Source organism: Arthrobacter sp. HMSC08H08, from assembly GCF_001807575.1.
GTDB classification, from domain to species: domain Bacteria; phylum Actinomycetota; class Actinomycetes; order Actinomycetales; family Micrococcaceae; genus Pseudoglutamicibacter; species Pseudoglutamicibacter albus.
In genome coordinates, this window is record NZ_KV789376.1 from 26871 (window position 1) to 41389 (window position 14519).

Sequence of the window (14519 nt, forward strand, 5' to 3'; positions counted from 1 at the left end):
TTCTTCGCCTAACACAAGCGAATCTACGATACAAACGAAATCTAGGTGGAATGTCCAAAATTCGGGACTGATACCGCATTGATACGCAACTCTCAGCTAATTGTTATGTTTCTCTTGGCGTAGTCATGATCTACGATCAGATGCATCATGCCTCACCCCGTTTCCTCATCGCCTTCGGCGCGTCCGACCCCGGTTCCTCGTGAGATTAAAGTCCTCATCGCTGGGGCTCTGCTGATCGCTATTGGGTTTGGGCTGATCGCCCCGATTCTGCCGCAGTACGCCTCAAGTTTTGGGGTGAGCCACATGATGGCGGCGGCGATCGTTTCCGTGTTTGCCTTCACACGTTTGGGGTTTGCGCCTTTTGCCGGTGGGGTCTCTGAAAAGTTGGGTGAGCCGGGGGCGTATGTGCTCGGCGTGTTCATCGTTGCGATCTCAACGATTGCGTGTGGATTGGCCCCGAATTATTGGGTTCTGATTCTTGTTAGAGGCCTCGGTGGTATCGGCTCTGTCACGTTTACGGTTGCGGCTTCGAGTTTCATTGCCCGGACCTCTCCCCCAGATATCCGTGGCCGGGTCGCAAGCCTGTATGGTGGAGCGTTTTTGATCGGTAACGTGGCGGGCCCTTTGGTGGGTGGCTTGTTAGCTCCGTTGGGCTATCGTGTTCCGTTCTTCATCTACGGTGGCTCGTTGATCGCGGCTTCACTGGTTGTGTTTTATTTCCTGGTGAGCTCTCGCGGGCGGCGAGGCCAGCCGAGGGCTCGGCATCATCTGCCGCCGTATAGCCTCGCTGATGCTTTAGCTAACCCGAAGTATCGTGCCGCGTTAGTCTCTAATTTCGGTAACGGGTGGTGCTCTTTCGGTGTGCGGGTAGCTATTGTGCCTCTGTTCGCGGCTCAAGCGTTGGGTCTTGGGGCGTTATCTGTGGGTCTTGTTATGACCGGCTTCGCGGCCGGTAACGCTACAGCGTTGACGTTCAGCGGCCGCTGGTCTGACAGGGTCGGGCGGCGGCGTCCCATCATAATCGGGTTGAGCCTGGCTGGGCTGTGCACGGTGGCTACTGGCTTGTCCCCCAACGTCGCGGTGCTCGTGACTTTGTCAGCGTTGGCGGGTTTCGGGACTGGTATGTTCAATCCGGCCCAGCAGGCGAGCATCGCCGATATCGTGGGGCCGAAGCATCATGCGGGGCGCGTGATGTCTATATTCCAGATGGCGGCTGATCTTCCGGCTGTGATGGCGCCGTTGATCGCTGGTTGGATCGCAGACCAGTTCGGGTTCAGTTGGGCTTTCGTGCTCTCAGGTCTGATCATGGGTGCCGGTGTGATCGCGTGGGCTTTGGTCTCGCCTCGGCAGAACATCGAACACACCGAAGTGAGCCCGAGCAAACCCCGCTAGGCGGGTTCGTGATCCCCGGTTTCTGTGTCTTGTGCGATGCGCTGGGACACAACGTGGCTCACGCCGTCGCCTCTCATCGAGACCCCGTAGAGGGCATCGGCGATGTCCATCGTGTGTTTCTGGTGAGTGATGATGATCAGCTGGGAGGCCTGTTGTAGGTCTTTGAAGACCTCGAGCAGGCGCAGCAGGTTCCGCTCGTCGAGGGCGGCTTCGACCTCGTCCATGACATAGAACGGCGAGGGCCGTGCTTTGAAGATAGCGATCAGCATCGCGAGTGCCGTGAGTGAACGCTCCCCACCCGAAAGCAGCGACAACCGCTTGACTTTCTTACCGGCAGGGCGCGCTTCAACCTCGATGCCGGTGCTCAGCATGTCGCTCGGGTCCGTCAGTGTCAGCTTACCTTCACCCCCCGGGAACAGCCGACTGAAGATCGCTGTGAACTCTCTCGCTGTGTCAGCGAACGCGTCAGCGAACACCGTCTTGACGTGTTGGTCTACTTCTTCAATGAGGTTCAGAAGCTCAGCACGGGTGTTGGTGAGGTCTTGGACCTGACCGACCAGATAGGAATGCCGTTCTTCAAGAGCCGCGAACTCTTCCAACGCCAACGGGTTGACTTTGCCTAAAGCCTGAAGGTCGCGTTCGGCCTGCTTGAGGCGTTTGAGCTGAGCTTCGCGGTCAAACGGCTCGCCGTCAACCGGGTTACCGTCTTCATCGACCTCTTGACGCAATTCCGCCCACGGATCGGTGGCGTCGCTGAAATCGGATGGCACCGGAAGATGCGGCCCGAAGTGTTCAACCAGGTGGTCCGGGGTCATCGAAACCTCCGACAACGCCTTCTCTTCGAGTGCTTCGAAGCGGGCCTGCCGCTCCGCCTGATCGATCTCTGTCTTGTGCGCCTCGTCCCGCAGCTCGGAGAGGCGGGCTTGCGTCTTCGCTAGAGCTGCGCGCGCGGTCTCGAGTTGAGCGTTGCAGCGCCGCACCGCTTCCTCGGACTCTTCGACACGCACGTGAGCCGCCTCAACCGAGCGAGCCAGAAGCCGTTGCGCCGTACGAACACGCTCCGCGACTGTCTCCGCCTTCTTCGCTTGTGCGGCACGCCGGGTTGCACGCCGCTGCGCCTCCTCACGTGCGGCACGCTCAGCACGGGCCGCGCGACGCTGAGAATGCGCCCGGTCTCGAAGCTTACGGGCCTGTTCCTGGGCCTCCCGCAAAGCCAACCGCGCCTGAATCTCAGCTTCACGAGCCTGCGATGCAGCCTGAGCTAGACGGTCACGCTCAGCTGTCGAGGGTTCAGCTTCTTCCGGAACATCCTGGGCCACAGCCAAACGCTCATTGAGCTCTTCAAGCCCCACACGCGCCTTCTCAACAGCGGCATCGGCGGCGACATACGCGTCCGCATGCCGCTGAACATCCGCATCGGCTTGAGCCGCAAGCGAAGACAGCCGCTCAACACGCGACGCGGCGTTCCGGGACGCATCACTGACCTGCCGCGCCGCTTCCTCGGCTGCTTTCAGCTCGGCTTGCGCGTTGTTCACGGCGGGTTGCGCACGCTCAACCTCCGCCTCAGCCGCCTCACACGCCGCAACGGCTTCCGTGAGCTCTTCCCGAGCCGTCTCCAGCGAACGCACCCGCGCCAAAGCTCCCGCGCCATCGCCAGCACCGATCACCACGCCAGCACGCGTCCACCGATGCCCTTCAACAGTGACCGCCGTGCACCCGGACTCAGCCACCACAGCGCGGGCTTCAGCATCCGAATCCACCAACGCAGTCCTACCCAGCAAAGCCTCAACAAGCTGCTCATCCCCTGGCTTAGCGCTCACCACATCGGCGACACTACGCACACCGGAAGGCAACACATCACCACGATGCGGCCCCACGGTATGCAGCAACGTCACCGACCCCTCGGCACCGGCAGCCGCGGCTTCCGCCACCTGCTCGAGTGTCACCTGCGCTGCAGCGACCCAGCCGTCCTCAGCACCACCCAAAGCCGCTTTGACGGCGGCCTCAAAGCCCGGCTCGACTGTCAAGCGGTCACTCAACACATCCAACAGGGCATCCTCGTGCCCCTCAAGCAACGTGCCCGCCCCAGCATCCGGCTGGGTAGTCTCAGCCAAAACAGCTACCCGCGCTTCAAGCCCCGCCCGGCGTTGACGCGCCGTATTCAACGCATCACGCGCCAACTGCAACGCAGCTTTCGCCTCATCCAGCGCTCCTTGCGTTTCAGGCACACGCGCCAAAGGCGCCACCGTGGCCTCCCGCGCTTCATCAGCTTCCGCCTGCGCCTCATCCATATGGCTCTTAGCCTCGGCACTTCGAGCGCGTGCCGCATCGCGGGCCTCAACGGTACGCTCGCGCTCACCCACCGCAGATTCAAGCCTCTGTCGGGCAGTGCCTACTTGCCCAGCAAGCCGCGCCAAACCCTCACGTCGATCCGCAACCGCCCGCAATAGAGCAGTCAACCGCTCATCTTCTGCACGCTGCTTCGACTCAGCCTCAGCGCGCTCACCACCGGCGGCCTCAAGGGCATCTTGGGCCTTCTCAACAGCCTCGTCCGCTTCATCAGCCTCGGCGTCGCTCGCCTCAGCGCGGCGCTCCAAAACATCCGGATCTTCACCTACCGACGAACGCTCAAGCGGCTGCCCCAAAAGCCGTTGCCGCTCCTCCGCGACCCGCAGCAAACCCGTGTAGCGCTCGCTCAACTGAGACAACTCGTACCACGTCTCACGTGCCGAAGCCGCAGCCGGGGATGCCTTCGCAGCCTCAACTTCAGCCGCGGAAACCGTGCGAGTTGCAGCATCCACAGCGTCACTGGCCTGCCTCTGAGCTTCTTCCAGATCTGCCCTCTTCACGGAAGCTGACTCGGCTTCATCCAGCAGCTGCACCACATCGTGGGCCAGCAGGCGCGACTTAGCATCACGTAGCCGCGCCTGAACACCACGAGCCCGCCGCGCCGTATCCGCCTGCTTGCCCAGCGGCTTCAACTGCCGCCCGATCTCCTTGACAAGATCATCTAATCGGCTCAGATTCGCCTGTGTTGAATCCAGCTTGCGCAGCGTTTTTTCTTTGCGACGCCGATGCTTCAGAATCCCCGCGGCTTCCTCGATGAAACCGCGGCGCTCCTCAGCGCTGGCCTGCAGGATCTTATCGAGCTGACCCTGCCCCACGATCACGTGCATCTCACGACCCAAACCGGAATCGGAGAGCAACTCCTGAATATCGAGCAAACGCACCGGGGAACCGTTGATCGCATACTCGGAACCACCTGAGCGGAACAAGGTTCTAGAGATCGTGACTTCCGTGTATTCGATCGGTAGCGCGCCATCCGAGTTATCGATCGTCAACGTCACGTGTGCCCGGCCCAACGCTTGGCGGGAACTCGTGCCGGCGAAGATCACGTCATCCATGCTCCCGCCACGCAATGTCTTAGCGCCCTGCTCACCCATGACCCACGCGAGCGCATCGACAACATTCGACTTACCTGACCCGTTGGGGCCCACCACGGCCGTGATGCCGGGTTCGAAGTCGAAGCTGGTCGCGGAAGCAAATGACTTAAATCCGCGAACCGTCAGGGATTTCAAATACATGGTGATTTCTATTATGTAACGCACACGCTAAGAAACCGGGGATTTTCCCCTTTCCCGCGTTCACGTGGTCAGAGTCCGCGTGGGCGGCGTTGGCACCAGCTACACCGGAACGATGAGCGCCCGCCCCACGGCTCACGCACAATCATGCCTGGCTTGCCGTTGTTGGCACACCGCGGGCAGGGTTGGCCGGCTCGCCCGTAGGCGTTGAGGGAACGGTCGAAATAGCCGCTAGCGCCGTTGACGTTGACATAGAGAGAATCGAAGCTCGTCCCACCGGCTTCCAACGCACTGAGCATCACGGCGCGCAACGCCTCCAGCAAAGCCTCGATCTCCGCTAGAGGCAGACGCGATACCGGAGTCTCATAGTGCCTCTTGACACGCCACAACGCCTCATCCGCATAAATGTTGCCCACCCCGGAGATCACCGACTGATCCATGAGTGCGTTCTTGATCCCGGTGCGTTTGTTGCGCCACTGCTTCCGCAAGGCACGCGCATTGGTCAAAGGGTCTAGGACATCGCGCCCGATATGGTGCGCGGCTTCCGGTATCACGTGAGCGTGTGAACCGACACCGCCGGGCCCGGCATCCGGTGTCGGTATAAGCTCGGAGATCCACATCCCGCCGAAGATCCGTTGATCTATGAAGCGCAGCTCGGCAGGTGCGCCGTCGCGCTCGGATAGAACCAAACGCACTTTGAGGTGTTTCTCCCACGGCTGTTCGGCGTCCTCGACGAGCATCTGCCCAGACATACCGAGGTGAGCCATGACCGCCATCGCGGGCTGCACAGAACCTTCCGAGGCAGAATCAGGGGCGAGCGTGAGCCACAGGAACTTGCCGCGACGCACCGCCGCCGTGATAGTCATTGATGTTGCCGCGGAAATAAAGGCGTCAGGACCACCGACCTGACGCCGAACTGAACGCGGGTCGTGGACCTCTATGTGTTCGATCCGCCGCCCAACAACCCAATCCGTCAAACCGCGGCGGACAACCTCAACTTCAGGCAGTTCAGGCATCAGGCGGAGGTTTTGTGCCCAGGTGAGAGCGGATCTGTATCGATCACGCCCATCGCGATCAAGTCCCCCACGAGCATCTTCCAGGATGCGCCAGCAGCGATCTTCTCGGCGTCCTTCTTGGAGGTCGCGGTGCCGTTCGCATAGCGTTTATCGCCAATCAAGAGCCGCGCAGTATAGGTGTGGGCGTGGTCCGGCCCTTCACTGGTGATGTCATAGACGACCTCACCTAGATCGTGTTGGCCCGCGATCTGCCGAATCAGCGTCTTCCAGTCTGTGCTGCGGCGAATCGTTTCCTCATCGTCAATCAGCGGAAGCACGTTCTCGGCGATGATCCGTTTCACGGCGTCCAAGCCGTGTTTCAAAAACACGGCTCCCAGGAGCGCTTCCATCGTGTCAGCCAAGATCGAATCTTTATCTTGACCGTTAGACTGTTGCTCGCCTTTACCGAGCCGGATGTGCGGCCCCACGCCGAGCGCACGAGCCACCTGGGCGAGCGTCTGGGTAGAGACCAAACGGGCACGCAACGCCGTCAGTTGACTCTCAGAAACCGTCGGGTACTGCTCAAAAATGAACGTGGTGACACAAAACCCGAGCACCGAATCCCCTAAGAACTCGAGGCGCTCGTTATGTTCACCATCGTGCTCATAGGCCCACGAGCGGTGCGTCAACGCTAAACGAAGCGTCTCGGGGTCTAAAGAGACCCCGAGACGCTTCGAAAGCTCAGTTGCTTTAGCCACAGACAACTTAGGCGTCAGCTACCTTACGTCCCTTGTACTCAAGGAACAGCTCGGTGCCTGCCGAGTCGGTGACCATCTTCGCCTGGTGAGGCAGGCTGTACGTCACGCGACCGTTTTCAACGGTCTTCACCAGAGTTGGCGCAGTGGCCTTCCACTGAGCGCGGCGGTTGCGTGTATTCGCACGGGACATCTTCCGCTTTGGAACAGCCACGGCTTGTCTCTCTTCCTTGTTGCTGGTCAGTTTTGGACGGTGAGCGTCCAGAGTCAAAATCTATGTCGGCTTCACCTGCCCGGATATCCGGGACTAGGATCTCAGCCTTATGTGTGCTCCCGGGGCGCTTCCTCACCCAAGGTGCTCAACCCACGCAGTGCCTCCCAACGGGGATCCACTATCTCGTGGTGATGTTCCGGCTCGTCTTCGAGTCGAACCCCACACTGATCGCACAAACCCATGCAGTCTTCATCGCACAGTGGTTGGAACGGTAGTTCACCAACCACGGCGGTGCGAAGCAGTGGCTCCAGGTCTACTTTGTCCTCGACGATCACGTGTGTTTCCGTCTCGTCATCCGAATCAAGCTGCTGTTCCGGGTGGAAAAACAGTTCCTGGAAGTGCGCATCATATGTGTAGGAAATGGGGTCCAGACAACGGCCACACTCGCCCTTAATCGGCAAGGTTGCTTGCCCGGTCACCAATACACCTTCGTGTACGCCTTCGAACCGTAGTTCCACTGGAACGCGCGAGCCGGGCTCTACGCCAATCAGCGGAACTTTCAGGTCTTCAGGCGCCGGAAGCGTCTTCTGCTCCTCATGCATCGAACCGACCTTCCGGGCGATCTCATGCACGTCGAAGACCCAGGCTGATGCTGAAGGCGTGTTCAACGCCTCAGTGCTCATCTACCTAACTCCTTCTGTGAGCAGAACACATGCGACATTCCATCTTAGCTGATTCACCGTCGCGTCTCCAATCAACTCCAGTTGGCGTGGCGCAACCCACATGCGAACATCCGTGAGCACAGGCCTGTTGTGCTCAGTAGAGTTCATCGACGACGCGCTCGGCAGCATGCCCGTCGTCTTGCGGTGCGAAGCGTTCGATGAAGCGGCTGCGTTGGCCTTGGTCGATCCCCTTCTCGAGGCGCTCATTCACCGTGGCCCACAGCTCCGCTTCATCCTGGACGATCGGGCCTGGAAGGTCTTTCATGTAGTCGAGGTAGAAGCCACGCAGGTTCTGCTGGTAATCCTCGAGGTCGTAAGCGAAGAAGACGATCGGATACCGCAACACTGCGGCGTCGAAGAACACTGAAGAATAGTCAGTAATCAGGGCATCGGATGCGAGGAAAAGCTCCTGGATATCCGAATATGAGGAGACGTCCTTGACCCGGTCACGCAAATGCTCAGGTATCTGGATGCGACTAGCGATGAGGCTGTGCATGCGCAGCAGAAGAACCGTGTCATCCGGCATCTGCTGCGCGAAGGTCTCCAGATCGAACGGAAGCTGGAAGGCGAGCTTGCCGCGTGCGTTCTTCTGGTTGTCGCGGAAGGTCGGTGCATACAGGATTGCGCGTTGCTTCCCCAGCCCCAATTGGGCCCGGGTATGTTCGCGGATGGCAGGCGCCTCGTCTGAGACAAGGATGTCGTTACGGGGATAGCCAAGCTCAACGATGGGTCCGTTGAAACCAAACGCGGACCGGAACGCGGAACTCGCATACGGGCTCGGTGAAATTAAGTGAGTCCACTGCCGCACACCCGCCTGGGCGCGCTCAAGGTATCCCTCGCTCTGCTCCTGCTTTCCAGCGGCATCGAGCTGCATGTGTTTGAGCGGTGTCCCGTGCCAAGTCTGTACGAAACGCACCTTCGCCGGACGCTTCAGATACGAAGGCGCTGACTGGTTCATGGTCCATATCTGGGCACGGGCCAAGGCGGCGTAGTATTCAGGGCTCAACCGTTGAACCACTTCCGTGTTCGGGTCGGTGAAAACGTGCGGGCCGCTATAGATCCAGACTTTAGGGCGGGTGTCTCCGCGCCGGAGGAGCTCTTCATAGATGTATCGCGGCGAGTCCGCATACTGTTTACCCAGCCCAGATTCGAAGACGAGGCTTTCGCGTTTGCCAGGCATAACGGAGGCCGCTTTATAGAAAGCCCGCATGGATTTCCAGTACCAGCGGCTACGGCGGAAACGGCGTACCACCAACGGCATCGCGTCTTTCCATGGCGAGCCTGAGCCTACGATGGTGTGCTCCGGCCCGGTGATGACCGCCTTGAAAACCCGTTCACAGTTACGTGTATCACGGTGCGTCATGAAGCTGCGGCTACGCGCACGCAACTCTTCGGTCTGTTCGAACCCGGACGCAGCACAGCTGCGAAGCCGCTCTACAACATCGTTGGCGGTGAACTCGATGTAGCCTGGGAGTTCCGCGTCCAAATCAAGGTGGGAGCCGTTTCGACCAAGGAAACGCCCCCGGTCGAATTGGAAATAGATCACAGGCCTGCCGAGGAAGCTGAAGTCGAATGCAACCGAGGAATAGTCGGTGATCAAGAGCTGAGATTCTTGCATGAGGCACTGAACGTCTTCTTCACCGGGGAACATCACCGTGACAGGCAGGTCTTCGAAGTGGTGGGCGAAACGCTGCATATTCGTGTGCAGATATAGCTTGACGTCGAGCCCGTTTTCACGAACGACGCGGGCGAAGCCATCGCTGGAGAGCACCTGGTGCCACTGTTGGAAATATTCGGAGGCGAGGAAGCCTTCCTCGTCACGGATCCAGTCCCGCCACGTCGGCATCACCACAACCTGGCCGCGCCGCGGCTCAACACTCTCCCCCAACAGGGAATCGAAACGTGGAAGGCCAGTGACAACAACCTGGTCGGCCTTGTATCCCAGGTCATTCATCACGATCTCGCGTTCTTTCTCTGAGGAGACAAAGAACTGGTCCACGTTGAACTGGGGGGCGTTCTTGCCGTACGTGGACGTCATGCGCTTCACTCCGAGCACGCCGTGCTGCAGGAATACCCGGGTTCCACGCAGCCGCGCTTTGAACGAAGGCGCGTAGGTTGGCATCAGGAAATCGGGGTGGTGCGTTCCAATGAATTTGCTCGCTTGGAGCGCTTTCTCAAAATGGGAATAGGTCCCGCTCAACACCACGTTGGGCTCGCCGGCGAATTTCTCGATATCCGGCGAATCCTTGTCGATCACGTAGTAGGCGTTGATCTGCGGATGCTTGCGCCTGAGCCACGTGAAGAAACGGTAGCCGTTGTCTCCTGCTCGCCACGGCTGTTCACCGATGAGCCACACATCGGCTTGCGGATCGACCTTCCGGGTGCCAGTCAGCAACGGTTTGACTGAAAGCTCGAAGCATTCGATATGGAAAGACAAAGCCTTAGCTTTGAACGTGAAGTATGGGCTCACGCAAGCGATGCGACCCCTACTTTCTAGGATCCCGCCGCGTGCTGCCACGCGAGACTCGATCGGCACACGCGAGACACGGCGAGTATGCACAACGCCTTCGGTGTCATAGAACTCGACTACCGCATCGAACGGTTCCGAGTTGCTGAAGCTGTCCCACATGAGGGGGTTGATCGGAACACGCACGTCATACCGGTAGCGTCGACGTCCGAAATCGGTTTGAGTCCAGCCACGGTCAAGTTCCAAGCGCATACGGGATTCAAAACGCGTACCAGTCTCACGTCCCACCACAACGAATCGCGGCTGCGTCACGTTGCCTTGTGCTGAAGCAACACGGCCTTTGACATGAATGCCGTTGCTTTGGACGCAAACATCGTCAGCGTAGATCAATGCGTGCAGAGCCGGTGGCGTGTTGACGTCGATGCGCACGTTGCCACGCGTTGTAATCAGCGGCGTCACGGTGTGACCGTTGACGTGGCGGCGCGGAAACGCTGAAGCCTCCGTTTTGCTCGCGCGGCCAGCCCATTGAATCCACTGCATACCGGCGGTGTGCTCTAGTTCAGTCTCGTGAACAACATGGTCGCCTAAGACAACGCTGCTGCTGGCGCCGACCGGGCGTTCTTCGCTGGGCTCCAGCAACCAGCCAAGCTGCAGCTTCCATCCCTCGTCCTCGCCATCCTCAGGTGTGCTCTCATCACCGTCGATGTCCTCAGTCGCGATCGTGAGGTTGGCTAGAGCGTTGGTGATCACGCGGTAGTCTGCCGTGGCTGTATAGGCATCAGTCCGAGACTCAACCGTTGCCTGCTCAACGTCGAATCGCGCCACGACGTGCTCCGCTGCCACAGCAACCAGGGCAACCGGCTTTTGCTTGAACCCATAAGCGGTCAGAATCAAGCCGAGGGCATCCGGACTCACAGCTAGGTATTCACTACCTGCACGCGGTTTGACGGCACGACGGCGCCGCAGAGCACCGCGGGTGAGGTTCACTGAGCGCATCGCGGAGCGAACCACGTTGCTTTTAGCTTTATTCAGAATGCCCTTGGGGTCCACTTGCTGAGAGTTCCTTTACCATTGCTATGCACAAGCTCCACCGCTATATTAGCGACGGTTTTCACATAGGAGCGCTCGGCTCGACACGTCGCTTGTGTTTTGAGGGGTTGCGCTGCGGTTACGTGCCAGGGTTTCTAGTACCCAAACGCAAGCCGGTTCACATTCAGGTGGTTTCCCACGGGCAGGCCCACGGCCACATGGCCTCAAGCGTTTTCCGTAACGCCTTGCTGTTGCCAGCGCTCATGGTTTTAACCTGGTTGAAGCAGTTGACCAAACGTCCGTAGCCCTGCTCCGCCGAACCATTCTGTGCAGCAGTTCTTTCTCGCAGTAGCCCGCCTAAGCGGCGCACCGCATCGTTCTGCCCCACATCGATGTAGGAATACGACAACGCTGATGGAACCGCGCGCCCCGTAGCGACCGCATAGCTGAGCAACAGCGAGGAAGCGAAAGAGACATCCGCAGGGTTTCTAAACCGATGCGAACGCGTTTGTGAAATATGTTCCTCGATGGCCTCTTCTAGCTCATAGGCGACGCTTCTGAGCTGAGCGTGGGGTACGTGTTTATAGCGGCGATCCATGATCGTACCTGTCAGTTGCATCAACAATTCGCGGTTCTTACGTGCTGAATCCATGACCGGTAGGTCACCGTGAATGCCCTGTCCGCTCAGTGAAACACGCATCTGGCCAGCAGGGGTGAAGAAGTCCTCCGGGGTGCTCGGCGCACCCAAGATCACATCGTCGTTGAAGTACAAGTAATGCTCCGATAGTCCTGGGATGCGGTGCAGGGCTGACTCGATGACGTGCGAGTTGAACGTCGGTAGCACGTTGTGGGGCAGAATCTCACGGTGGTCTACGATGCTCACGCCGGTTCCGCCGGCTTGCCCGGCAGACTGATCGAGCCACGCCGGAACCTGTTGATCGGTCACGATATAGATGTGCCTGATCCACGGGGCATAAGCCGCAATGCCACGCAGGCATGCCCGCAGCTCGTTGTTATCACTGAAGCGGGCTTCGACGTTCGAACTTTCACGTGCCGATTGCCCCGGCTGAAATGCGCTCTTACGTTGCACCCATTCAGGATCAGAACCATCGACCCACGTGATGACCGCATCCACAGGCTCGTTGAAGAACATCGTGCCTGTGACGCCCTGACCAGGCTCGCCCGCGCATATCAACGGTTGCGCCGCCGGATGAATCGCGCGCCCGTTGCTGGCGATCACCCGCCAAGCGGCTTGAGCTTCCGGCGGGACAAACCGGCGCGGCGCCCGGAGAAGCTTGAGTCCTGCCGACGGATTCGCAACTGAGAGTTCGTTGCCGCCAACGTCTGGCTTCTCTATCCACAGAACCGCTCTGCCTCGGAAAGTGGAGCGCTCAGTAACCGGTAATCGGGTAGCTACCTCATCGGAGATACCCTCGGCATAGGAGGCCCACACCCTGCCGGGCGTGAGTCCCATCGATGTGTGGCGCTGCTGCAACCGACGCAACGCATAGGCGAAACGGATGAAGAAAAAGGCGTCTTTGACCGGCAACCTACTCACGATCTCTAACGTCTCCCTTAAGAGGAGAGTACTGATGCGAGTCCGAGCGTATCCACGAGCGCTCGGTCCCGAGTGAGGAGGATATCCCAGCAAGCATCAACGAAGCGCCTTCGCTGAGCCCCGGGAGTTACATCACCAAAATAATAGGCCGCGCATCGGCGCCGTTGGGAGACCGACTCCTCGCGCTCGGCAACTTTCAGAAGCTCACAGATCCCGCTATCGCGCCCACCCGCTTGCCCAGAAGCTTTGGCCTGACGCGGATCCAATACAACTAACGACTCTAGGATGCCGCCACTGACTCGTTCAGCTTGCTCGTGTTCAGGCGCGATCACCACGGTCGGCTTGTCAGCCGCCAGCGCATCGAAGGCCATCGCGGAAACATCGAGCACCGCATAGTCAGCTACATCCCATTGCCAGCCAAGGCCCGGCTGGTCATCGACCACATGCTCAGCACCAGCCCGATGCAAGGTCTGCCGGATCGCGCGGTCCGCCGCAGCATGCAACGATGAGTTCTTCCCCGTCTGCGGGTGCGGCCGGTAAATGAGTCGATACCCGGCATCCACAAGATCCTCGACCACGGCGGAACCGCATGAAACCAGGGAGGAATACGACATCTCAGCCCGGTCGCCCTCCCATGTGGGAGCATAGAAAACCGTCTTCTTCGCAGTTTCCGGCACACTCGCTGGAGACGGGTCCGGGAAGTCCATCTGCGGACGCCCCACCTCATATAGGGCAACGCGATCCAGCCCCACAAGCCGGGCGGCAAGCCGGTCACGTGCTCCTTGACCCGCGATGAGGGCAGCATCGTAGGCCCTCAACTGGTTCGAGACCATCGACGCTTTATCTGATTCGCCATGCCCTACATGCACGTGCGCGGGGATTTGAGCGGCCATCGCCTGAAAATTCAACGTGTTGTTGTTGGCATACAGCGCAACACGCACACTCGGCTTGTTGAGGGCTTCGATGACCTCGGCCATCCCCCACGCCAAAACAACGGGCACTTTCGCGATATCGGCGCACTGTTGCATCACGCGTGGATCACGAACGATGATCGCAGCGCCAGGCACGCCCTGCTCACGCAGATGCTCATCGAGAGCATTGAGGGGCCGCACCCACTGCCGCATCTGATACGTAGTGAGCGGCCCACCCGCATGAACCAACGCAACTGAATATTCGGCGTCAGTTGAGGAAGCGAATCGCCGCGCCGCTGCCCGCTTAGCAAGCTGGTCGTTGAGGGCTTTCAGCCCAGCACTGCCCAGCGAAAAGCTCTTACCTGCAATACGCCGCACTTTCAGCACCGCATCGAGCGGCGAAACGCCTCGTGGCATTAGCCAAGCTCCTCAACAATGCGCGAGAGCGTGTCGAGGGATTCCTTGAGTTCGTTGACCTTGCGGGCATCGAAACTCGAAAGGATGCGCTTGAGTTCGGTCGTTGAGATGCCGTCCGTACGAGGAAGATAGATCACCTCAACGATGTCCTCGAGGTCATCGAACTTACCTTTCCAGTCCTCACCGATCGCGAACGCGTCAACGTTGTGCTTCTCGATGTCGCTACGCTTCTGGTCCCAGTTCTCTTCCGGGATCGCTTCATCCACGTAACGGATCGAACGGACGATCTCGATCCGCTGTTCGAAAGGAACAATCGGCTTCTTACCCTTGATCTGATTGAACTCATCCGTTGAAACACCCACGATGAGGCGGTCGCACTGCTCTTTCAGGCGGCGCAGAATGTTCAGATGCCCGATGTGGAAAAGGTCAAACGTCCCATACGTGATGATGGTGCGTGCCACAGGTCCTCCTGGTGAAG

General features: G+C 59.4%; 10 protein-coding genes. 1 reads left to right on the plus strand and 9 read right to left on the minus strand.

Going from position 1 to position 14519, the window contains the following annotated elements; translation table 11 throughout:
- Positions 1-147: 147 nt before the first annotated feature.
- The gene (locus tag HMPREF3175_RS01485; RefSeq protein ID WP_035757171.1) at positions 148-1392 is read left to right on the plus strand and encodes an MFS transporter; all 1245 of its coding nucleotides are present in this window, start codon (positions 148-150) and stop codon (positions 1390-1392) included.
- Here HMPREF3175_RS01485 and smc read toward each other — a convergent pair.
- From smc to HMPREF3175_RS01530, 9 genes are all read right to left on the minus strand, one after another.
- On the minus strand, positions 1389-4976 hold the full coding sequence (gene smc / locus HMPREF3175_RS01490) for a chromosome segregation protein SMC (protein WP_070490356.1): 3588 nt from the start codon (positions 4974-4976) through the stop codon (positions 1389-1391). The two genes, HMPREF3175_RS01485 and smc, sit on opposite strands and share 4 nt — an antisense overlap.
- A gap of 68 nt (positions 4977-5044) precedes the next feature.
- Positions 5045-5989 (minus strand): bifunctional DNA-formamidopyrimidine glycosylase/DNA-(apurinic or apyrimidinic site) lyase, encoded by a 945-nt coding sequence (gene mutM / locus HMPREF3175_RS01495; protein WP_035757174.1) that lies wholly within the window; start codon positions 5987-5989, stop codon positions 5045-5047.
- The gene (gene rnc, locus HMPREF3175_RS01500; RefSeq protein ID WP_052048599.1) at positions 5989-6726 is read right to left on the minus strand and encodes a ribonuclease III; all 738 of its coding nucleotides are present in this window, start codon (positions 6724-6726) and stop codon (positions 5989-5991) included. Before rnc ends, mutM begins: the two co-directional genes overlap by 1 nt.
- Before the next feature lie 7 nt (positions 6727-6733).
- Complete coding sequence (gene rpmF / locus HMPREF3175_RS01505) at positions 6734-6937, minus strand: 50S ribosomal protein L32 (protein WP_035757176.1); 204 nt, start codon at positions 6935-6937, stop codon at positions 6734-6736.
- A 107-nt stretch (positions 6938-7044) separates the two neighbouring features.
- Positions 7045-7620, minus strand: a complete 576-nt coding sequence (locus tag HMPREF3175_RS01510; RefSeq protein WP_052048587.1) for a YceD family protein — start codon at positions 7618-7620, stop codon at positions 7045-7047.
- A 133-nt stretch (positions 7621-7753) separates the two neighbouring features.
- On the minus strand, positions 7754-11176 hold the full coding sequence (locus HMPREF3175_RS01515) for a CDP-glycerol glycerophosphotransferase family protein (RefSeq protein ID WP_070490360.1): 3423 nt from the start codon (positions 11174-11176) through the stop codon (positions 7754-7756).
- A 163-nt stretch (positions 11177-11339) separates the two neighbouring features.
- Positions 11340-12713 carry a Stealth CR1 domain-containing protein gene (locus HMPREF3175_RS01520; protein ID WP_141742436.1) on the minus strand — a complete coding sequence of 458 codons (1374 nt, stop codon included), beginning with the start codon at positions 12711-12713 and terminating at the stop codon, positions 11340-11342.
- Positions 12714-12730: 17 nt separating this feature from the next.
- Positions 12731-14041, minus strand: a complete 1311-nt coding sequence (locus tag HMPREF3175_RS01525; protein ID WP_052048590.1) for a CDP-glycerol glycerophosphotransferase family protein — start codon at positions 14039-14041, stop codon at positions 12731-12733.
- Complete coding sequence (locus HMPREF3175_RS01530; protein WP_070506989.1) at positions 14041-14502, minus strand: FAD synthase family protein; 462 nt, start codon at positions 14500-14502, stop codon at positions 14041-14043. Before HMPREF3175_RS01530 ends, HMPREF3175_RS01525 begins: the two co-directional genes overlap by 1 nt.
- Between the last annotated feature and the right edge of the window lie 17 nt (positions 14503-14519).

Bases quoted from the DNA above. Each gene is read 5' to 3' on its own strand.
- HMPREF3175_RS01485 (WP_035757171.1), top strand. From the start codon at position 148: ATGCCTCACCCCGTTTCCTCATCGCCTTCGGCGCGTCCGACCCCGGTT.
- HMPREF3175_RS01525 (WP_052048590.1), bottom strand. From the start codon at position 14,041: ATGCCACGAGGCGTTTCGCCGCTCGATGCGGTGCTGAAAGTGCGGCGT.
- mutM (WP_035757174.1), bottom strand. From the start codon at position 5,989: ATGCCTGAACTGCCTGAAGTTGAGGTTGTCCGCCGCGGTTTGACGGAT.
- smc (WP_070490356.1), bottom strand. From the start codon at position 4,976: ATGTATTTGAAATCCCTGACGGTTCGCGGATTTAAGTCATTTGCTTCC.
- HMPREF3175_RS01510 (WP_052048587.1), bottom strand. From the start codon at position 7,620: ATGAGCACTGAGGCGTTGAACACGCCTTCAGCATCAGCCTGGGTCTTC.